This window comes from Caulobacter sp. (assembly GCF_039596335.1).
In the GTDB taxonomy this organism is placed as follows: domain Bacteria; phylum Pseudomonadota; class Alphaproteobacteria; order Caulobacterales; family Caulobacteraceae; genus Caulobacter.
The window spans coordinates 285,743-305,378 of the sequence record NZ_JBCNJZ010000005.1; the positions used below are offsets into that span (position 1 = coordinate 285,743).

Here is a 19,636-nt window from a genome sequence, read left to right on the forward strand (position 1 = left end):
GGGAGCCCCACCCGTGACACTACTGTAACGGCGAGTCTGTCAGATATCCGCCCAATTCGCTCAGGCGGCGATGTTTTTTGGCAACCAACCCTCTGCTCGGTACCAGTCGACGGTGTTCTGAAACCCGTCGGTCAGACCGAACACGCTGGGTACTCCCTCCGCCATCGGAGCGCTAGATAGGGTCCAATCGGCGTGAATCAATTCCCTGGCCTTGCCCGAGCCGAACACCAGGGGCGTCCGGGTCGCTGAAGACCAAGTATCCGCAAGGGCTCCGGCGGCCCTGATGGCGGCGTCGGGAAGCCTTACCAGGCTTGGATTTCGGCCCATCGCCACCCCCGCGGCGCGCATGATTTCCGTCCAAGTGTATCCGTCGCGCCGCACATCCGAGAGCTCGATGACCCCCGTAGAGTGTCTTTTGCAATAGTCCACAAGCTTGGCCGCGGCGTCCTGCACGTGAATCATCGCTATTCGCGAGTCTGGCGACAGCACGGGCAGGATCGGACTTTTAGCCGCAAGCTCGAACAGGGCCAGGGTTTCAGTGTCGCCGGGGCCGTAGATCGCCGGCGGGCGCACGATCAGCGCTTCGGGCAAGACCTCTAGGACCGCGTCCTCGCCGGCGCGCTTGCTGGCGGCGTAGTTAGAGAGTTGCGGCTCGCGGGCGGCCAAGCTCGAAACGAGGATGAAGCGCGCGCCTGCCGCTTTCGCGGCCAGGGCGGCGGCCCGGGCGCCGTCGCGATTGACGACGTTGAAGCCCTCCAGTGTGGCGGCCTTGATCAGGCCGGCCACGTGGATGACGACCTTGGCGCCCCGGCACAGGCGATCCAGCGCCCCGGGGGTCTTGAGGTCGCCGGTGACGACTTCCAGATCGATGTCCCGCCACAGCGGGTGGATGGGGTCGCGGCGCACCAGCAACCGGGGCGTCCAGCCGTCCTGGGCCAGAGCTCGGACGAGGTGACGACCCAGAAAGCCAGTCGCGCCGGTGACGGCGACGCGTTTAGTCACCGTAGGCGCCGGCCAGATAGGCGGTCTTGGCCTTCGAACGGCTCAGCTTGCCCGACGAGGTCTGGGGCAGGGCGTGGGCCCCGACCAGCTTGACCTTGGCGTCGACGCCGTGGCGGGTGCGCAGCAGGGTGGCGACCTGCTCGACCAGGGCCGCGCGGGTGTCGGCGTCGCCGCCGCGCGCCTGGACCAGGACCACGATCTGGTCTTCCGGCTCGGCGGGAATGGCGAAGGCGCAGACGTCGCCGCTGCGCAGGCCGTCGATCTCGTGGTCGGCGGTCCACTCCAGGTCCTGCGGCCAGATATTGCGACCGTTCAGGATGATCAGGTCCTTGGCGCGGCCGGTGATGACGATTTCGTCGTCGATCTTGAAGCCCAGATCGCCGGTGTCCAGCCAGCCGTCGGCCGACAGCACACGAGCGCTCTCTTCCGGATTGGCGAAGTAGGCGCTCATGATCGAGGGGCCCTTGGCGAAGATCCGGCCGACGCCGCGCTCGGGCAGGACAGCGCCGTTCTCGTCGCGAACTTCCAGCAGGTGGTCGGGCAGGGCCGGGCCGCAGCGGGCGAAGTCGCGGGCGCGTTCCGAGCCTTCCGGCGCGTCGACGGCCAGGTTGTCACGTTCCAGACGCTCGACATCCAGGGTCTCGGCGCGCAGGCCCTTGCCCAGCGGGGCCATCGACAGGGCCAGGGTAGCCTCGGCCATGCCGTAGCTGGCCACGAAAGCGTTCGGCGAGAAGCCGGCCGGGCCGAAGGCCTCGACGAAGGCCTTCAGCGGCGGCATGCGGATCATGTCGCCGCCCAGGCCGGCGTTGCGCCAGCGCGAGAGGTCGTAGTTGTCCAGCGGTTGGCCCTGTACGCGGCGGGCGCACAGCTCGTAGCCGAAGGTGGGGCTGTAGGCGATCGTCGCGCCGTTCTTGCCGATCAGGTCGATCCACAGCAGCGGGCGGCGCACGAAGGCGCCGGTGGGCAGCAGGTCGACCGACATCTGGCAGCTCAGCGGGGCCAGCAGGAAGCCGATCAGGCCCATGTCGTGATAGAGCGGCAGCCACGAGATGGCGCGGTCGTCCGGCACGACCTGCAGGCCGTCGCGGGTGATCGCCACGCAGTTGGCCATCAGGGCCTTGTGCAGGACCAGGACGCCGGTCGGGGTGCGGGTGCTGCCCGACGAGAACTGCAGGTAGCAGGGATCTTCCGGCGTGATAGTCGGCAGCTCGGCGCCGCCGTCTTCCGGCAGGTCGGCCAGGACGCCGGCGAAGGCCAGGCCCGCGCGCTCACCAATCTCGGCCACCCAGTCCTTCAGGCCCACCGGACCGATCAGGATGTTGGCCTTGGCCGATTTGGCCAGGTTGCTGATCTGCTCGATATAGGCCGGGCGGCCGCCCAGCGGGGTCGGCAGGGCCATCGGCGCGGGCAGCAGGCCGGCATATTGGCAGGCGAAGAAGGCGCGGACGAAGTCGCCGTCGGTTTCGGCCAGCAGGGCCACGCTGTCGCCGACCTTGGCGCCGGTCGCCAGCAGGCGGCGGGCCAGGACGATCGCGTCCTCACGCAGCTGGGCGTAGGGCAGGGCCTCGACCAGCTCGCCACGCAGCGAATGCAGGTTGATCCCGGTCTCGCCGGTCGCGGCGAAATCCAGGGCCTGGGTCAGGGTCGGAAAGTCGGCGAACCGAACGGTGCGGTCAGACGCCGTGGGCGTAATCATGACTTGGGCCTTCATCGTCTTTGTCGGTGCGAGCGGAGCCTTCTTCCGCCGCGAGTCTAGCGAGCCGTCGGCGCGCCATGAAATACATGCCTATGGCCATCGCCAAGGCCGACGCCACCAGAGCAGCGCCCGCGCCGGTCAGGCCGAACGTGGTGATCAGAGGAACCAGCGCCGCCAGATAGGCGATCACCACCACCAGGCGTACGGCCAGTGCGGCGCCGGCGGCGCGCATCGAGACCAGCATCGGTTCCAGCGGCAAGGTCATGACCCCGATCGCGGCGGCCGCGACCTGCCAGTTCATGACTCCCGCCGCCGCGCCGTAGCCTTCTCCCATGACGGTGGTCAATATCCAACGTCCTGCCACGAGGCTGACCAGCAACAGAACACCGGCCGCCGCGCCGCCGATCAGGCCGATCTGCAGGGCCAGCTTGGTCATCGCCTGCTGGCCGCCGGCGGCCCGCATCTTGGCCAGTTCAGGATAGAGGGCGGGCACCATCAGGCGGGCCGGCTTTGCCATGCCGTCGGCCACCTGCTTGCCGATCCGCCAGAAGCCCGCCTGGGTCGGCCCCAGCAGAACGCCGACGATCATGGTCAGCACGTGGGTGAAGCCGACGTCCAGGGTGCTGGAGAAATTGGTGGCCATGGCGAAGCGCCAGACGCCCGGCAGGCCGGCGCCGGTGGGGCCCAGCACGGCGAAGCCCTTCAGCAGGCCGCGCTTGTTCAGGTCCCAGACCGCGATGGCGGCAATGTAGAAGAACTGGGCGAAGGTGCCGGCCGCCCAGGCCAGCAGGAACCACTGGATCGGCGCGTGCAGCGCCGCGCAGATCGCGCAGCCCACCATCCGCACCAGCGAGCTGACCGCCTGCTGGCCGGCCAGATGGCGGAAGCGGTCGAACATCCGCAGCAGGCCCACGCCGGTGGCCGAGGTCATCACCCCGATCGACAGGGCGTACAGCGCGCCGTAGCCGATCACGTCGGCCGGCCACTGCAGCGTCTTCCAGAAGAAGAAGGCCCCCAGCACGCCCAGGACCACGCCCAGCACGCCGCTGATCAGGTCCAGCAGCAGCGACAGGCGCAGCACCTGGTGGAACTTGGCCCGGTCGTTTTCCAGCAGCGGACCCGTGCCGTAGGTGATCAGGGTCTGCCAGGACTGGAAGTGCGCCACCTCGCCCAGGAACTGGGCGAAGGCGTTGACCAGCACGACGACACCCATCAGCTCTTGGCCCAAGCTTCTAGCGGTCAGGGCGATATAGGCCAGGCCGACGACGGCGTTGACCACACGGCCGCTCAGCAGCTGGCCGGCGTTGGCCAGCACCTTCTTGAGAGGCGATACGGGCTTCGCAGCCGCCGGGGCGTCGGTCATGCGGCGCGTTCCAGGCGGTCGACGATGGCGCGGGCGGCGCGCACCGAGGCGGAGGTGTTGCTGACGTCGAAGGTCTCGTCGATGCCCCAGGCCTGGGTCTGACGATAGTCCTCGTGGGTGGCGAAGGCCTGATCCAGGCCGTCGCCCAGATCCTCGATGCGCTCCAGCACCGGGCCGTAAAGCCAGTGGTGGAAGCTGGGATCGCCGCACCAGGCCGCGCCGCTGGAATTGAGGAACAGGCACGGCTTGGGCGTGCGCAGGAACTCGTAGACCTGGCTGGAGACGTCGCCCAGATAAAGGTCGGCCGAGCGGGTGTAGGTCATGTCCGCCGCCGCCGGGCCGCCCAGGTCGACATGGATCCGCGGATGCTCGGCGAAGGTCTTGAACGCCGCGCGCTCCTCCATCGAGGCCGTCTCGAACAGCCGGATGTGGGGGGCGAAGACCAGGTTGTAGCGGTCGTTGCCGGCGAAATAGTCCAGCACCTGCCGGCCCCATTTGGGCCAGGAGCCCAGCTGGGCGTGGAAGTGGGGATTGTACAGCACCACCGGACCTTCGCGGTCGAAGTGCGGGGTGGGGCGGGGCGGCAATTCATCGACCAAGTCGAACTTGGGATAGCCAACCATGGCGCAGTCTTCCGCCTTGACCCAGCCTTCACCGACCATGCGGTCGCGCTGCTTGCGGCCGGCGGCCATGACGATGTCGAACACCTTCAAGCGTGGCTCGAACGGGCCCTCGCGGTCGCCGGCGCCATGCTGGGTGTAGACCAGGATCGGATGGCGCACGCCGATGCGGCGCAGCAGGGCCGTGGTGCGCTCGGGCGTGATCACCGCATCGTAGCGCGACAGGCGCAGGGCGTTGGCGATCAACATCGGGGCCTTGGGTGGGGCCCCGCGGCCGAGGCTGCGCAGCCAGGCCGGCGGCAGCAGGACCAGCTCGATCGGCGCGCCGCCCAGATCGGCCAGCAGGCTTTCGACATAGGCCAGCAGGTCAGGCGTCGTCGCGGCGATCTCGACCTTCACACCCGGCCAGCGGCGCGCCATGGCGACAGCCACCGACAGGCTGTGCCAGACCTGGTGGTGTTGCGCGATGTAGAGGAAGCAGACGCGTTTGGCGGCGGCCACGTCAGCGACCGGGCTCCAGCCGTGTGCGGACCCGGCCCTGCAGCTTCACCCGGTCGCCCTTGTCGGTGACCTCGTAGCTGTTGGCGCGGGTGCTGGCGTTGGGGCCCGAGCCCTCGATGCCGGACTGGCCGGTGACTTCGCCGGTGCGCATGTCGATCAAGGCCTGGGGCGCGTCGAAGGTGTAGCCCTCGGCGCTCTCGATCTTCACGTCTTCGGACAGCAGCAGTTTGTGCTCGGCCTCGCGATAGAGGCCGGTCTTGGCCGTGGCCTGGGTCGACTGCGGTTCGCCGTAGCCGCGGATCAGGGTCGGAGCGACCAGTCGGACCAGGTTCTCGTCCTTGGCGTCGCGCTCGGCGCGCTGGGCGGTGATCAGGAAGGCGCGGCCGTCCTTCAGCACGCCGGTGAAGCGCGGCTTGTCCAGCAGCAGGGGCGTGGCGGCGGCTTGCGTCTGCAGCTTGCTGGAGGCGAAGCTGCGCAGCGAGGCCTGGCCGACCACGGTCACGCCGACCAGGGCGGCGAACACGGCGAGGCCCAGGCGCAGGCGGCGGACCGGCGCCCGGCGGCGATTGCGGGCCCGTTCTGCGGCGCTGGGAACAGAGGGGACGGCGGCGGCGCCATCGGTCTGGGTGAGCATTTGGGGAATGGATAGTCCTCCGCCGGCTTTCGCCCAAGACCTTTGTTTCTACATGCGCGCTCCTGGCGCAGGGCGAGGCGACCGAAATAGGCGCGGCCGCCCTTAGGGAAACTGAGCCGTTGTCGCTGGCCGCGAACGGCGTGATGTTCCCGCGCGCGCCGTGTTAAGGATCCGCGTCATGCTCGACCGCTCACCCAGGCACAAGGATTTCGGCGTCTTCCTGCCCGTCGCCAACGGCGGCTGGATCGTGTCGAAGACTACGCCGGCGCTGGACGGCCTGTACGCCCAGAACCGCGCCGCGGCGGTGGCGGCCGACCAGATCGGCATGGATTTCGTGATGTCGATGGCCAAGTTCCGCGGCTTCGGCGGCGAGACCGACCACTGGGGCGCGTCGCTGGAATCGGTGACCCTGATGGCCGCCATCGCCGAGGCCACCACGCGGGTGCGCATCTGGGCCACGGTCCATCCGCTGCTGCAGAATCCGGCCGTAGCCGCCAAGCTAATTTCCACCATCGACCACATCAGCGGCGGTCGCGCAGGCCTGAACATCGTCGCCGGGGCCTACAAGGCCGAGTTCGACCAGATGAGCGCCTGGGACGATTCGCTGTCACACGACGACCGCTACGCCCTGGCCGAGGAATGGACGACCATCGTCAAGCGGCTGTGGACCGAGGACAGCGTCGACTTCGCGGGCCGCTACTTCACGATGAAGGACTGCCAATCGCGCCCCAAGCCGCTGTCGACGCCTCGGCCGGAGCTGATCTGCGCGGGGATGTCGGATCGCGGCTTCCAGTTCTCGGTGCGCGAGGCCGACGCCTGCTTCATCGGCGGCCGCACCCGCGAGGAGCACCGCGACGCCTCCCGCCGGGCCAAGGCGCTGGCCGCCGACCTGGGCCGCACGGTGCGGACCTACGCCATGTGCACGGTGATCCACGCCGAGAGCGACGCCGGCGCGCAGGCTCTGGCCCGCCGCTATGCCGAGGGCGCGGACATGGGCGCGATCCTGGCCATGCTGCGCAGCTGGGGGGTGCCGGCGGACCGCCTGCAGGCGACGGCCGAAAGGCAGGGGGCGTTCATGACCCAGACCGTGGTCGGCTCGCCCGCCACCTGCCGCGAGCAGATCCAGGCTTTCATGACCACGTGCGAGCTGGACGGGCTGATGCTGATCTTTCCCGACTATGACGAGGGGCTGGCCATGTTCGGGACCGAGGTCCTGCCGCATCTGCGCGAGGCCTTCGCATGAGCCCCGGCGCGATGAGGGCCGACTGGGTCGCGCCAGGCCGCACGGCGCTGCTGATCATCGACATGCAGGCCGACTTCGTCTCGCCCGACGGCGCGGCAGGGCGCTGGGGCGCGGACCTGTCGACCGTGCCCGCGGCTCTCGAGGCGGCGCAACATCTGGCGCAGGCGGCGCGGGCGGCGAAGGTTCCGGTGATCTTCGCCGGACTGTTCACGCGGCCCGAGAACGACTCACCGGTCCTGCTGGAGCGCCTGCGACGGCGCGGCGGCGAGCCCGCCGTCGAGGCGGCCATCTGCCGGGACGGGGAGGCGGGCAGCGCCTTCGTCGGCCCTCAGCCCCAGGCGGACGAATGGGTGGTGCGCAAGACCCGCTACAGCGCCTTCTGGGACACCGATCTGCACGTGCGGCTGCGGACCCTGGGGATCGACACGGTGGTGCTGGCCGGCGTGACCACCGAATGCTGCGTCGACGGCACGGCCCGGGACGCCTTCAACCTCGACTACCACGTGATTGTCGCCGCCGACGCCTGCGCGGCCTACGAGCCGGACCTGCACATCGGGGCGCTGAAGGTCATGGACCTGAACACCGCGATCGTTTCCGACACGGCCAGCGTCACAGCCGTCTGGCGCGTCTAAATCTTTGATTTTTTGGGATGTGGGGGGCCGGCCGAGGCTGCTCAATTCCCCGGCCGGCTGGGAGACGCCGACGGTAAGGGGCAGTCGACGCTCTCATTGTGGTGACGTCTCCGCGCGCGCTCCCCCTCCAGTCGTTTCAAAAATAATTCGCTCAAAACGGGTTTGTTGCGGTCAAGCGCCGCCGTACGCTTCCTGACACCCTGTGTCAGCAGCGTCGGCCGTCCATGCTTGCTGATGCACGGCGGAACACTGAAGTTGACGGGACGTTGTCGTCGCGGGCTGTGGCGAGGCCCGCCCTGGTTTCCTCAGGAGTGCTCATGACCCCGGACGACCTGCCCGCGATGGACCTTGTCGGCGCGCCCGTCGAGACCCTGTCCGACCAGTACCGTCGCGTCCGCTGGCGCACCGAGACCCTGGCCGCGCCGCTGTCCTCCGAGGATCAGGCGGCCCAGTCGATGCCGGACGCCAGCCCGACCAAATGGCACCGCGCGCACACGACTTGGTTCTTCGAGACCTTCCTGCTGACGCCGTTCCTGGCGGGCTACCAGGTCTTCGACGAGAGCTTCGGCTATCTGTTCAATTCCTATTACGAGGCCATGGGGCCGCGGCAGCCGCGACCGCAACGTGGCCTGCTGACCCGGCCCTCGACCCAGGCGGTCGGCGCCTATCGCACCCATGTCGACGCGGCGATGATCCGCCTGCTGGACGGCACGGTGTCGCCGGAGATCCGCGAGCGGCTGGAGCTGGGCCTGGCCCATGAGGAGCAGCATCAGGAGCTGATCCTGATGGACATCCTGCATCTGTTCGCTCAGTCGCCCCTGAGCCCGGCCTACCAGCCCGGTTCGGCTGTGAAGCGTCCTGACGCCGGTCCGCTGCGCTTCCACCGCTTCGCCGGCGGTCTGGTGGAGATCGGGGCAGAGGAGGGCGGCTTCGCCTTCGACAACGAGCGCCCGCGCCACAAGACCTATGTCGCCCCATTCCGCCTGGCCGACCGTCTGGTGACCAACGGTGAGTGGATCGCTTTCATTGAGGCCGGCGGCTATGCCCAGGCCGACCTGTGGCTGTCCGAGGGCTGGACCAAGGTCCAGGAAGAGGGCTGGGAGGCTCCGGGTTACTGGCGGCGCGAGGACGACGGCGCCTGGACCACCATGACCCTGCGCGGCCGTCATCCGGTCGATCCAAACGCGCCCGTGCTGCACGTCAGCTATTTCGAAGCCGCCGCCTTCGCCGCCTGGGCCGGCCGCCGCCTGCCGACCGAGGCCGAGTGGGAGGCCGCCGCCACCGCCAGCGGGCTTTCGGCCCTGCGCCAACTCTATGGCGCGGCGTGGCAGTGGACCGCCAGCGCCTACAGCGCCTATCCGGGCTTCAAGCCGGGGCCGGGCGCGCTGGGCGAGTACAACGGCAAGTTCATGGTCAGCCAGATGGTGCTGCGCGGCGGCTGCGAGACAACGCCCTGCGATCACACGCGGGCCAGCTATCGCAACTTCTTCCACCCCGACAAACGCTGGATGTTCGCCGGGGTGCGCCTGGCCGACGACGATCGGCTGAGCGCGGTGACGCCCGAGAACGGCTTCCTCAGTGAAGTGATCGCCGGCCTGTCGGCCACGCCCAAGACCCTGTCGGCCAAGTACTTCTACGACGCCGAGGGCTCGCGCCTGTTCGAAGAGATCTGCGAACTGCCCGAATACTACCTGACCCGCACCGAGACGGCGCTGCTGCGCCAGATCGCTCCGGAAATCGCCGCGCGCATTCCCGACGGCGCGGCTCTGGTCGAGTTCGGCAGCGGGGCCAGCACTAAGACCCGCATCGTGCTGGACGCCGCCCCGCAGATCGCGGTCTACGCGCCGATCGACATCAGCCCCAGCGCCCTGGACGCGGCCGCCGCGAGCCTGCGCGCCGACTATCCGGACCTCGCCGTGACGCCGCTGGTCGACGACTTCACCCAGGCCATGCGCCTGCCCGAGGGCGCGCGAAGCCACACGCCGGTCGGCTTCTTCCCCGGCTCGACCATCGGCAACTTCGCGCCGGACGAGGCCGAGGCCGTGCTGCGCGGCGCGCGCGAGCTGCTGGGGCCAGGGTCGCTGTTCATCGTCGGCGCCGATGTCGCTAAGGATCCTGCGGTGCTGGTGCCGGCCTATGACGACGCCCAGGGCGTGACGGCGGCGTTCAACCGCAACATCCTGGTCCACATCAATCGCGAGCTGGGCGGGACCTTCGATCCGATGGCCTTCGCACACCGAGCGGTCTGGAACGCCGAGGAGAGCCGGATCGAGATGCACCTGGAAAGCGTCCGCGATCAGATCGTCATGGTCGGCGACCACGGCTTCCGGTTTGCGGCTGGCGAGACCATCCACACTGAGAACTCGCACAAGTATCGGCCCGAGGCCTTCGAGGCGATCGCGCGCCAAGCCGGCTGGACGGTGGCCCAGCGCTGGGTCAGCGAGGACCCCGCGTTCGCCGTCTATGCGCTGACGGCCTGATCATCAGGAAAACGAAAGCGCCGCGCCGTCCCTTTCGGGGCGGCGCGGCTTTCTTTTTGAGTCCGGGTCAGGAGCGACGACCCGCACACGAAAAGGCGCCGGTTCCGAGTGAGCCGGAACCGGCGTCCGAACCTTGCGGTTCGATCGTCTTAGAGTCGTTCGCCGGGCCGGCCGGTCCGCGAGGACGAACCGCCCTTGCGTCCTGCGTTGGCCGCGAGGTCGCGATCCTTGGCGAAGCTGCGCTTTTCACTGGGCACGCTAGCTCCGCCCTTCCTGGCGATCTCGCGTCGGCGTTCCGGGTCCATGGCGGCGAAACCGCGACGGCCGCGGGGACGTTCGCTATCGATGTCCATGTGGGGCTCCTAGTCGGGACTGGTCACAGGCGGGACGCATCAGGAGGCGGCATAGGGACGGTCGTCCCCAGGATCGACCGGTGGCGGCGAGGTAGGGGGCTCCTCGACGGGGATAACGCCGGGCTCATACTCGGGCGGTTTAGGCTCGGGCGGGGGCGGGGCAGTAGGGTCGGTCACTGTGTCGTTTCCTAAGCGTTCCGGTGAAGTAACCAGCGAACACGGTTTCGGTTCACCGCTTGGTGACACTAATTACGCCGCACAGGGACGAGCGGTGGGACAAGGAGTCGTCTGAGAATGCCCCGCAACGCCAAGCAGATGCTGGATCGCGCCGTCGCTCATTGGCGTTTGCCCGCCGCTTTGGCGGCGGGAATAGCCGCTTGGTCAGCGGCGAAAATCTTGGGCGCCCCGCGCGGCGCGCACTTGTTGCTGGGTTGGGACTGCGCCGCTTTAGTCTATCTACTGACGACCTGGACGTTGTTTCTACGCGCCGACGAAGCCGAAGTCCGCTCGCGCGCCGCCCAAGAAGACGAGGGCGTTCCGGTCTTGATGCTGATCGTGCTGGCGGCGATCCTGGCCAGCCTGGGGGCTGTGGTCGACGCCATGATCGCCGCCAAGACCACCGTCGCCGGCGCCAAGGCCCTGATCGCCGGCTGCGCGGGGGCGACGCTGGTCCTGTCTTGGCTGGTGCTGCAGTCGGTGTTCGTGCTGCACTACGCCCACCGGCATTTCGGAGACGGCTCTGAGCCCGGCGCGATCCAGTTTCCCGGCGAGCAGCCGACCGGCTATCTCGACTTCGCCTATCTGGCCTTCAGCATCGGCGCGACCTTCCAGGTCTCGGACAACGCGATCCTGACCTCGAAGGTGCGCCGGCTGGTCACCGCCCATGCGGCGGCGGCCTATTTCTATAACACCGCCATCCTGGCGCTGGGCATCAACCTCATCGCCGGCCTGGTCGGCGCTTAGGGCCGTCCTTGCCGGCCCGACCCTCGGCGCGCAGCTGGACGGGGGTCTTGGGCAGGGTCTCCAGGCGCAGGACGCCGTCCTTGTCGGTGTCGAGCAGCCTGAAGCGGGTCAAGGCGGCCTTGGTCGCTTCGTCCTTGGTGATCCGGCGGTTGAAGTCGGCGTCGGCGCCCATGACCGGCTGAGGCTCGGCGATCAGGCTGTACAGGGTCGCGCCCTGCAGGGCGTTGCCGCCCATGCCGCCGCGAGGCCCACGTCCGCCGCGTCCGCCGCCGGGCGGGCCATCGCCGCCGCCGGGGCCTTGGCCCGCGGGGCCGCGCCGTAGCGAAGGAGCCGCACCGCCGATGATCTCCGGCGCGATGCGCTGCTCGTAGGCGCTGACCTCGAAGCCGTCGATCACCCCGTCATGGTCGGCGTCGACCACGGCGAAGAAGCGCAGGGCGTCGGCCACGAATTCGTCCCGCGTTAGGGCGCCGTCATGATTGGCGTCCGCCCCCGCGAACCAAGCTGCGACGGGGTAGGGCGCGCCGGGCGGGGCGCGGAAGGGCTCGCCGGCCGGGCTGATGAACAGCTGCTGGCCGCCGCCGCGCGGACCCGGCCCGTCCTCGCCGGACGGCGGACCCCCGCGCGGGCCCTCCGGCGGTCCGCCGCTAGCACAGGCGGTCAAGGTCAGGGCGAGGGCGGCAGTCAGGCCGAGCGTGCGGGGCGTCATCGGGGGATCTCCGTTTGGCCAAGCTTGAAGCGCGGCCGGATGTCCCGGGGATGTCAGCTGTCCAACGCGGCCTTGCGGCGCTGAAACAATCTAGGCCGGCAGGCGGATACAGGCGCGCAGGCCGCCGCCCTGGCGGTTATGCAGGGTGACGTCGCCGCCATGCGCCCGCGCCAGGGAGCGGACGACCGCCAGGCCCAGGCCAATGCCGCCGGTCTCGCGATTGCGCGAGGGTTCGCCGCGATAGAAGGGCTCGAACACCCGCTCCAGCTCGGTCGGCGGTACGCCGGGGCCGTCGTCGTCGATCTCGATGATCGCCATGCCGTCCTCGGGATAGACCCGGGCGCGGGCGGCCGCGCCGTACTTCAAGGCGTTCTCGACCAGGTTGGAGACCAGGCGCTTCAGGGCGACCGGATCGCCCTCGATGACCACCTTTTCGGCTCGTTCGACCGTGGCGTCGCCGCCCGTCTCGGCCGCTTCGTCGACCACGCTCTCGACCAGCGAAGACAGCTCCAGCTTGGTGCGCTCGGCCGGACGGCTGGTGTCGCGCACAAAGCCCAGGGTGGCCGAGATCATGGCGTCCATCTGGTCGATGTCGGCGGCCAGCTTGGCCCTGACGTCGTCGGGCGTGGCCTCGATCCGGAAGCGCAAACGGGTCAGCGGCGTACGCATGTCGTGGGCGATGGCCCCGACCATGGCGGTGCGATCCTCGACATAGCGGCGCAGGCGCTCCTGCATCATGTTGAAGGCCGAGGCGGCGGCCAGGACCTCGGTGGAGCCGGTCAGGTTCAGCGGCGGGCTGCGCGGGTCCTTGCCCAGGCGCTCGGCGGCGTCGGCGAAGGCGGTGATCGGCTGCGACAGGCGGCGGGCGAACAGCCAGGCCAGTGGCGAGACGGCGATCACCGACAGCAGCAGGATCAGCAGCACCCGCTGCTGCCAGCTGTCCAGGCGCAGGCCGGGGCGCGGCTCGACCACCAGCCACTGGCCGTCGCTCTGGCGTACGCCCAGCTTGAAGTCGCCGAAGATCAGCGGCTCGTCGGGACCCTGGCCGCGCGCGCCGGGGCCGCCTTCGCGGGCGAAGGGCTCGCGGCCGGGACCGGGCGGCGGTCCAGGCGGACCTTCCGGGGGCTTGGTCACCTGGTTGCGGCGGACGAAGAAGCGCGGACCGTTGTCGGTATGCAGCTCAATGCGGTCGACCGGCACGCCGATGGCCCGGCTGACCCCGGCCTTGAAGTCGGCGCGGCGGGGGCTGTCGACGCCCTCGGAGCGGAAGGCGTTGCGCTGGCGCACGACCAGCTGGCGGCCATCGCGGGCCTGCACCGGCTGGCCCGTGCGCATCGCGCGGGCGATCTCGCTGGAGCGATAGAACTCGGGCGGCGGCGGCGGCAGGTTGAAGATGACGGCGATCGAGATCAGCTGGGCCGCCACCAGGGTGACGATGACCAGACCCAGAGCCTGCACGAACAGCGGCGCGCCGCGCCGGAACATTGTCATGGCGTACGCAGCACCTTGGCGGTGAACATGTAGCCTTCGCTGCGGATGGTGCGGATCAGCTCGCCGCCGCCGCCGTCGTCCAGCTTGCGGCGCAGACGGCTGATCTGGACATCGATGGCGCGGTCATAGGCGTCGCTGTCGCGGCCGCGGGCCAGGTCCAGCAGCTGGTCGCGCGTAAGAACGCGTTGCGGACGCTCGACGAAGGCGCGCAACAGCGAGAACTCGCCGCTAGACAGGTTCACCACCACCGACTGCGGCGAGCGCAGTTCGCGGCGGACCAGATCCAGGCGCCAGCCGGCGAACTCGCAGGCCGCGCCCATGGCGTCGTCGACGGCGCGGGGCTCCTGGCGGCGGCGCAGCACGGCGCGGACGCGGGCCAACAGCTCACGGGGATTGCAGGGCTTGGGCAGGTAGTCGTCGGCGCCCAGCTCCAGGCCGACGATACGGTCGGTCTCTTCGCCCATGGCCGACAGCATGATGATGGCCGGGGCGTCGCTGGCGCCCGACAGGCGGCGGCAGATGGCCAGGCCGTCTTCGCCCGGCAGCATGACGTCCAGCACGATCAGGTCGATCGGACCGCGCGCCAGCACCTGCTCCATCGTGCGGGCGTCCTGGGCGGTCTCGACCGCATAGCCGTGGCGGGTGAGGAACTCGGAGACGACATCGCGGATGCCGGGGTCGTCGTCGACGATCAGGATGCGGGGCGCGGCTCCACGGAGGGCATCGGGCTCGCCCTGGGCGGCATTGGGAACGGTATTCTGGACGGTTTCCATGCGATGCTTCCTGTCACGCCCCCGTCACGCCCAGATTTCACGGCTGAAACAGCGACGCAACCCTGTCATGCGGCCCGATGTCGCGTGTCAGCCTGGCGAGTGGTTCTTCGGTGCCTGATAGGCCGACCCTTGCGCCTGCATCTGGGCGATCACCCGGTCGGCCACGAACGGATTGCTGCGGCGCTCGGCCCCGAAGGTCGACATCGGGCCGTGGCCCGGCACGAAGCGCACGTCGTCGCCCAGCGGCCACAGCTTCTGGACGATCGAGTCGAGCAGGTCCTGGTGGTTGCCCCGCGGGAAGTCGGTGCGGCCGATCGAGCCCTGGAACAACACGTCGCCGACCTGGGCGAACCTGGTCTCGCGATGGAAGAACACCACGTGTCCGGGCGTGTGGCCGGGGCAGTGGAAGACCTCGAACTGGGTCTCGCCCAGGGTGACCTTGTCGCCGTCGTGCAGCCAGCGATCGGTGACGAAGATCCGGGCTTCAGGGATGCCGTACATCTCGCCGCTCTGCTGGATCTGGTCGATCCAGAACTGGTCGTCCTCGTGCGGGCCCTCGATCGGAACGCCGGTGCGGGCCTTCAGCTCGGCCGCGCCGCCGGCGTGGTCCATGTGGCCGTGGGTGATCCAGATCTTCTCCAGGGTCAGGCCCTTGTCGGTCAGGGCCTTCAGTAGGCGATCGACCTCGCCGCCGGGATCGATGACGGCGGCCTTCATCGTGTTGGTGCACCACACAATCGTGCAGTTCTGCTGCAGCGGCGTGACCGGCGCGATCACCGCGGAGATGGGCATGGTCATGGGAAGGCCTCAAAAGAAAAGGGCGGGAGCCGAAGCGCCCGCCCTCTCTGACCTAAGGCCTATAGCCTGAAGATCAATCGCGTTCTTCCTTCGAGCCCGGGGCAGGCGCACCCGGCATCGGCGGCACCGGACCACCGGGGGCGGCCGGATCCAGCTCCGGCACGTCCACCAGGCCGCGGCCGACGTGGCTCTTGCGGTAGCCGTAGGCGAAGTAGATCACCAGGCCAATGGCGCCCCAGATCGGCAGCACGGCCATCGCCTCGAAGGGCAGGTTGAAGTAGAGCACCGCGCAACCGATCATGGCGATCGGGGCGACGACCCACAGGAACGGCGTCTTGAACGGACGCGGACGGTTCGGGTCCTTCTTGCGCAGCACCATCACGGCGATGGACACCATGAAGAAGGCGAACAGCGTGCCCGAGTTCGAGATGTCGGCCAGCTGACCCACCGGGAAGAAGGCGGCGGCGATGGCGACGAACACGCCCGTCACCATGGTGACGATGTGCGGCGTCTTGAACTTGGGGTGGATGGCGGCCAGCTTCTCCGGCAGCAGGCCGTCGCGGGCCATGACGAAGAAGATGCGGGTCTGGCCGTAGATCATCATCAGGATGACCGACGGCAGCGCCAGGTTGGCTGCCAGGCCCAAGAGGTTGCCCAGGACCGGGAAGTTGATCATGCGCAGAACGTGGGCCAAGGCCTCGTTCGAGCAGACCAGCTGGTCCTTGTTGGCGGCCAGGTTGCAGGCGGCGGTGAAGGCGGCCGAGCCGGGCTGGACGGCCGAGCCGTCAGCGCCGAGCACCGGTTGAGCGCCGATCGCGCCGATCGCGCCGGCCGCGACCAGAAGATAGAAGATGGTGCACAGCGCCAGCGAGCCGATCAGGCCGATCGGCACGTTGCGCTGCGGGTCCTTGGTCTCTTCGGCGGCCGTCGAGACGGCGTCGAAGCCGACGTAAGCGAAGAAGATCGAGGCCGCGGCGCCGACCACACCCATGCCGGTGGTGCCGGCCGGACCGAACCAGCCGTTCGGGGTGAAGGGCGAGAAGTTGCCGGTCTTCAGGACCGGGATGGCCATGGCGATGAACACGGTCAGGGCGGTGACCTTGATCGCCACCAGGATCGCGTTGACGCGGGCGCTCTCGGTGGTGCCCAGCACCAGCAGGGCGGTCACGGCCAGAGCCACGATGATGGCCGGGACGTTGACGATGCCGGCGCTGAAGTCGGCGGCCGGCATCCAGCCGTTCATCGACCAGGCGGGCCCGTGCCTCAAGGCGTCAGGCCAATGGAATCCCAGCGCGTTCTCGATCAGGCCCAGGAAGTAGCCGGACCAGCCGACCGACACGGCCGAGGCCGCGACGGCGTATTCCAGGATCAGCGCCCAGCCGACCATCCAGGCCAGCAGTTCGCCCATGACGGCATAGCTATAGGTGTAGGCCGAGCCCGAGACGGGGACCATCGAGGCCAGTTCGGAGTAGCAGAGCGCGGCGAAGGCGCAGACGGCGCCGGCGATGACGAACGACCACATCATGCCAGGGCCGGCCTTCTGGGCGGCGGCGGCGGTCAGAACAAAGATCCCGGTACCGATGATCGCGCCAACCCCCAGCAGCGTCAGCTGGACGGGACCAAGCGAGCGGTGAAGGGATTTTTTCTCAGCCGTCGCTAGGATCGCATCAAGCGATTTAACGCGCCACATAGTTCCTCCTGGAGTAGGCAAGACTCCCCCCAGGGGTCGCCTTTAGAAAATTTTGCGGACCGTGACCCTTTTATGAGCATGGGGTCAAGGTCGAGCGGTGGAAGCGCGTAAATGTTCTCCGCGCCCCTGACTAGTCCAGCCTTGCTTGGCGTTCTTGAGCGGCGCCGCTAAAGCGGGCGCGATGTTGCCCATTTTCGAGGCCCTTCCCGCGCTGAAAGGCGCCCTGAGCGAACGGGAGACCGCCGTTCTCGTCGCGCCGCCCGGCGCCGGCAAGACCACGGCCGTGCCTCTGGCGCTGCTCGACGAGTCGTGGACCCAGGGTCGCAAGATCATTGTGCTGGAGCCTCGGCGCCTGGCCGCGCGCGCCGCCGCCTCGCGGATGGCCGCCAATCTGGGCGAGGCCGTCGGCGAGACCGTGGGCTTCCGCGTGCGCCTGCAGTCCAAGGTTTCGGCCCGCACACGCATCGAGGTGGTGACCGAGGGCGTCTTCACCCGGATGATTCTGGATGATCCGGGCCTGGACGGCGTCGCCGCCGTGCTGTTCGACGAATTCCACGAGCGCAGCCTGGACGCCGACCTAGGCCTGGCCTTCGCGCGCGATGTGCAGAGCGTGCTCCGCGACGACCTGCGCCTCCTGGTAATGTCGGCCACCCTGGATGGGGCGCGGATTTCCGCGCTGCTGAACGATGCGCCGGTCGTGGAAAGCCAGGGGCGGATGTTCCCAGTCGACACCCGCTATCTCGGTCGCGACGAACGTCAGCGTCTTGAGGAGCGCGTCGGTCGCGCTGTCGAGCGGGCGCTGGCCGAGGAGGGCGGGTCGATCCTGGTCTTCCTGCCGGGGCAGGGCGAGATCCGCCGAGCGGAGAGCTGGCTGAACGAGCGCCTGCGCCGGCCCGATGTCGACATCGCGCCGCTGTATGGCGCGCTGGAGCCCGCCGCCCAAGACCGCGCCATCGCCCCCGCGCCCGCAGGCCGCCGCAAGGTGGTGCTGGCCACCTCGATCGCCGAGACCTCGCTGACCATCGAGGGCGTGCGGGTGGTGATTGACGCCGGCCAGGCTCGCGTGCCGCGTTACGACCCGGCCTCGGGCATCACGCGTCTGGAGACCGTGCGCGTCAGCCGCGCCGCCGCCGACCAGCGCCGGGGCCGCGCCGGCCGCACCGAGCCCGGCGTTTGCTACCGCCTATGGGGCGAGCCCGAGACCCGCTCTCTGCCGGCCTTCGCGCGGCCCGAGATCCTGGAGGCCGACCTGTCGCGTCTGGCCCTGGATCTGGCCCGCTGGGGCGCGCGCGATCCTGCGGGCCTGACCTTCCTGGACCCGCCGCCGGCGCCGGCCTTTGCTGAGGCCCGGACCCTGCTGACCCGCATCCAGGCGCTGGACGGGCAGGGGGATTTGACCCCGCACGGCGAGGCCCTGGCCGAGATGCCGCTGCCGCCGCGCCTGGCGCACATGGTCGTCCGCGCCGCCGCCTCGGGCCAGGCCCGCGAGGGGGCCGAGATCGCCGCGGTGCTGACCGAGCAGGGGTTGGGCGGCAAGGACGTCGACCTGCGCCGGCGGCTGGAGAACCTGCACCGCGATCGCTCACCCCGCGGCCGCGACGCCATGGCCCTGGTCGAGCGCTGGAGCCGCGCGGCGGGTAAGAAGAGCGGCGCCAAGGCGCTCGAGGCCGGCCTGATGCTGGCCGAGGCCTATCCCGAGCGGGTGGCCAAGGCGCGCGGCAAGCCCGGCGAGTTCCAGCTGGCCGGCGGGCGCGGCGTCTATCTGGAGCCGACCGATCCCCTGGCCCGCGAGAGCTGGCTGGCCGTCGGCGAGTTGGGCGGGGGCGACAGCCGCGACCGCATCCTGCTGGCCGCCGCCGTCGACGAGGCTGACCTGCGCGAGGCCTTCGCTGATCGCATGGTGGCTGAGGACCGTCTGGAGACCGCCGGCGGCAAGGTGCGCGCCAAGCGCCTGCTGCGGATGGGCAAGCTGGTTCTGGAAGAGCGGCTGATCGAGAACCCCGACCCGGCGATGATCGCCGGCGCGCTGCTGGATCAGGTCCGCGCTGATGGCATGAAGGCGCTACGGCTGGGCGAGCGGGCCAGGGCGTTCCTGGATCGCGTGGCCTTCCTGCGCGACGTCGATGGCGAGGACTGGCCGGACCTCTCCGAAACCGCCTTGATCGCGCGGGTGGACGAATGGCTGGAGCCGCTGCTGCCGGGCCGATCGTCGTTGGCCAGCCTGGACGAAGGGGCGCTGCACGATGCGCTGAAAACCCTGGTCCCCTGGGACCTGCAGCGGAAGATGGATACGATGCTGCCGGCCCGCTTCGAGGCCCCGACCGGCTCGACCTTCGCCATCGATTACGCGGCCGAGGGCGGTCCGCGCGTGGAAGTGCGGGTGGGGGAGCTCTACGGCCTCTCCGAACATCCCAGTGTCGCGGGCGGCAAGGTCCCCTTGACGCTGGCCCTGCTGTCGCCCGCCCACCGTCCGATCCAGATCACCAAGGACCTGCCCGGCTTCTGGAAAGGCTCGTGGCGCGAGGTGAAGGTCGAGATGAAGGGCCGCTACCCCCGCCACGTTTGGCCCGACGACCCGGCCAACGCCGCCCCGGTGACCCGGGCCAAGCCGCGCGGGACCTGAGAACTCTCGTCGCGCGAGCGGGCTTGTCCAAAGGCATCCCCGGGTGTGACTAGAGGTTGCGGAAC

General features: G+C 69.3%; 17 protein-coding genes. 5 read left to right on the forward strand and 12 right to left on the reverse strand.

Annotated elements, in window-relative coordinates:
• Positions 1-60 precede the first annotated feature (60 nt).
• Genes cerR through lptC form a run of 5 tightly spaced genes read right to left on the reverse strand, consistent with a single transcriptional unit; the run spans position 61 to position 5,816 of the window.
• On the reverse strand, positions 61-1,002 hold the full coding sequence (cerR, locus tag ABDW31_RS12635) for a ceramide reductase (RefSeq protein WP_184718838.1): 942 nt from the start codon (positions 1,000-1,002) through the stop codon (positions 61-63).
• Positions 995-2,713: a fatty acyl-AMP ligase gene (locus ABDW31_RS12640; RefSeq protein WP_184718840.1), complete on the reverse strand. Its 1,719-nt coding sequence runs from the start codon at positions 2,711-2,713 to the stop codon at positions 995-997. Before ABDW31_RS12640 ends, cerR begins: the two co-directional genes overlap by 8 nt.
• The gene (locus ABDW31_RS12645; RefSeq protein ID WP_184718842.1) at positions 2,676-4,061 is read right to left on the reverse strand and encodes a lipopolysaccharide biosynthesis protein; all 1,386 of its coding nucleotides are present in this window, start codon (positions 4,059-4,061) and stop codon (positions 2,676-2,678) included. The genes ABDW31_RS12640 and ABDW31_RS12645 overlap by 38 nt, the downstream gene beginning before the upstream one ends.
• On the reverse strand, positions 4,058-5,182 hold the full coding sequence (locus ABDW31_RS12650) for a glycerophosphotransferase (protein WP_184718844.1): 1,125 nt from the start codon (positions 5,180-5,182) through the stop codon (positions 4,058-4,060). Before ABDW31_RS12650 ends, ABDW31_RS12645 begins: the two co-directional genes overlap by 4 nt.
• Before the next feature lies 1 nt (position 5,183).
• Positions 5,184-5,816, reverse strand: a complete 633-nt coding sequence (lptC, locus tag ABDW31_RS12655) for an LPS export ABC transporter periplasmic protein LptC (protein WP_184718846.1) — start codon at positions 5,814-5,816, stop codon at positions 5,184-5,186.
• A 178-nt stretch (positions 5,817-5,994) separates the two neighbouring features.
• Here lptC and ABDW31_RS12660 point away from each other — a divergent pair, with 178 nt between their 5' ends.
• The 3 genes from ABDW31_RS12660 (at position 5,995) to egtB (ending at position 10,171) form a co-directional block, all read left to right on the forward strand.
• Entirely contained in the window at positions 5,995-7,059 is a 1,065-nt protein-coding gene (locus ABDW31_RS12660; protein WP_184718848.1) for an LLM class flavin-dependent oxidoreductase, read from the forward strand.
• On the forward strand, positions 7,056-7,691 hold the full coding sequence (locus ABDW31_RS12665; RefSeq protein WP_343698895.1) for a cysteine hydrolase: 636 nt from the start codon (positions 7,056-7,058) through the stop codon (positions 7,689-7,691). Before ABDW31_RS12660 ends, ABDW31_RS12665 begins: the two co-directional genes overlap by 4 nt.
• A gap of 317 nt (positions 7,692-8,008) precedes the next feature.
• The gene (egtB, locus tag ABDW31_RS12670) at positions 8,009-10,171 is read left to right on the forward strand and encodes an ergothioneine biosynthesis protein EgtB (RefSeq protein WP_184718850.1); all 2,163 of its coding nucleotides are present in this window, start codon (positions 8,009-8,011) and stop codon (positions 10,169-10,171) included.
• Positions 10,172-10,320: 149 nt separating this feature from the next.
• Here egtB and ABDW31_RS12675 read toward each other — a convergent pair whose 3' ends face one another.
• Both ABDW31_RS12675 and ABDW31_RS12680 read right to left on the reverse strand, forming a co-directional pair.
• The gene (locus ABDW31_RS12675; protein ID WP_184718852.1) at positions 10,321-10,524 is read right to left on the reverse strand and encodes a general stress protein; all 204 of its coding nucleotides are present in this window, start codon (positions 10,522-10,524) and stop codon (positions 10,321-10,323) included.
• Positions 10,525-10,563: 39 nt separating this feature from the next.
• Positions 10,564-10,701, reverse strand: a complete 138-nt coding sequence (locus tag ABDW31_RS12680; protein ID WP_184718854.1) for a hypothetical protein — start codon at positions 10,699-10,701, stop codon at positions 10,564-10,566.
• 138 nt (positions 10,702-10,839) lie between these two features.
• Here ABDW31_RS12680 and ABDW31_RS12685 point away from each other — a divergent pair, with 138 nt between their 5' ends.
• Complete coding sequence (locus ABDW31_RS12685; RefSeq protein ID WP_343698936.1) at positions 10,840-11,487, forward strand: DUF1345 domain-containing protein; 648 nt, start codon at positions 10,840-10,842, stop codon at positions 11,485-11,487.
• Here the strand turns inward: ABDW31_RS12685 and ABDW31_RS12690 are convergent.
• The 5 genes from ABDW31_RS12690 to ABDW31_RS12710 all read right to left on the reverse strand — a co-directional run bounded on the left by ABDW31_RS12690 (position 11,462) and on the right by ABDW31_RS12710 (position 16,948).
• Positions 11,462-12,196, reverse strand: a complete 735-nt coding sequence (locus ABDW31_RS12690) for a hypothetical protein (protein WP_184718858.1) — start codon at positions 12,194-12,196, stop codon at positions 11,462-11,464. The two genes, ABDW31_RS12685 and ABDW31_RS12690, sit on opposite strands and share 26 nt — an antisense overlap.
• 90 nt (positions 12,197-12,286) lie before the next feature.
• Positions 12,287-13,687: an ATP-binding protein gene (locus ABDW31_RS12695; protein WP_184718860.1), complete on the reverse strand. Its 1,401-nt coding sequence runs from the start codon at positions 13,685-13,687 to the stop codon at positions 12,287-12,289.
• Positions 13,684-14,460: a response regulator gene (locus tag ABDW31_RS12700; protein WP_184718862.1), complete on the reverse strand. Its 777-nt coding sequence runs from the start codon at positions 14,458-14,460 to the stop codon at positions 13,684-13,686. Before ABDW31_RS12700 ends, ABDW31_RS12695 begins: the two co-directional genes overlap by 4 nt.
• Before the next feature lie 87 nt (positions 14,461-14,547).
• On the reverse strand, positions 14,548-15,258 hold the full coding sequence (locus tag ABDW31_RS12705; protein ID WP_184718863.1) for an MBL fold metallo-hydrolase: 711 nt from the start codon (positions 15,256-15,258) through the stop codon (positions 14,548-14,550).
• Between the two features lie 73 nt (positions 15,259-15,331).
• Positions 15,332-16,948, reverse strand: coding sequence for an amino acid permease (locus ABDW31_RS12710; RefSeq protein WP_184718865.1), 1,617 nt, complete (start codon positions 16,946-16,948; stop codon positions 15,332-15,334).
• Between the two features lie 181 nt (positions 16,949-17,129).
• Between ABDW31_RS12710 and hrpB the strand changes: the two genes are divergently transcribed.
• Entirely contained in the window at positions 17,130-19,571 is a 2,442-nt protein-coding gene (hrpB, locus tag ABDW31_RS12715) for an ATP-dependent helicase HrpB (protein WP_184718867.1), read from the forward strand.
• The last annotated feature ends 65 nt before the right edge of the window (positions 19,572-19,636 follow it).

What these genes read in the sequence shown, in the direction of transcription:
- ABDW31_RS12640 (WP_184718840.1), bottom strand. Translation starts at nt 2,713, where the DNA reads ATGAAGGCCCAAGTCATGATTACGCCCACGGCGTCTGACCGCACCGTT.
- ABDW31_RS12645 (WP_184718842.1), bottom strand. Translation starts at nt 4,061, where the DNA reads ATGACCGACGCCCCGGCGGCTGCGAAGCCCGTATCGCCTCTCAAGAAG.
- lptC (WP_184718846.1), bottom strand. Translation starts at nt 5,816, where the DNA reads ATGCTCACCCAGACCGATGGCGCCGCCGCCGTCCCCTCTGTTCCCAGC.
- ABDW31_RS12660 (WP_184718848.1), top strand. Translation starts at nt 5,995, where the DNA reads ATGCTCGACCGCTCACCCAGGCACAAGGATTTCGGCGTCTTCCTGCCC.
- ABDW31_RS12665 (WP_343698895.1), top strand. Translation starts at nt 7,056, where the DNA reads ATGAGCCCCGGCGCGATGAGGGCCGACTGGGTCGCGCCAGGCCGCACG.
- egtB (WP_184718850.1), top strand. Translation starts at nt 8,009, where the DNA reads ATGACCCCGGACGACCTGCCCGCGATGGACCTTGTCGGCGCGCCCGTC.
- ABDW31_RS12675 (WP_184718852.1), bottom strand. Translation starts at nt 10,524, where the DNA reads ATGGACATCGATAGCGAACGTCCCCGCGGCCGTCGCGGTTTCGCCGCC.
- ABDW31_RS12685 (WP_343698936.1), top strand. Translation starts at nt 10,840, where the DNA reads ATGCTGGATCGCGCCGTCGCTCATTGGCGTTTGCCCGCCGCTTTGGCG.
- ABDW31_RS12690 (WP_184718858.1), bottom strand. Translation starts at nt 12,196, where the DNA reads ATGACGCCCCGCACGCTCGGCCTGACTGCCGCCCTCGCCCTGACCTTG.
- ABDW31_RS12695 (WP_184718860.1), bottom strand. Translation starts at nt 13,687, where the DNA reads ATGACAATGTTCCGGCGCGGCGCGCCGCTGTTCGTGCAGGCTCTGGGT.
- ABDW31_RS12700 (WP_184718862.1), bottom strand. Translation starts at nt 14,460, where the DNA reads ATGGAAACCGTCCAGAATACCGTTCCCAATGCCGCCCAGGGCGAGCCC.
- ABDW31_RS12705 (WP_184718863.1), bottom strand. Translation starts at nt 15,258, where the DNA reads ATGACCATGCCCATCTCCGCGGTGATCGCGCCGGTCACGCCGCTGCAG.
- ABDW31_RS12710 (WP_184718865.1), bottom strand. Translation starts at nt 16,948, where the DNA reads ATGTGGCGCGTTAAATCGCTTGATGCGATCCTAGCGACGGCTGAGAAA.
- hrpB (WP_184718867.1), top strand. Translation starts at nt 17,130, where the DNA reads ATGTTGCCCATTTTCGAGGCCCTTCCCGCGCTGAAAGGCGCCCTGAGC.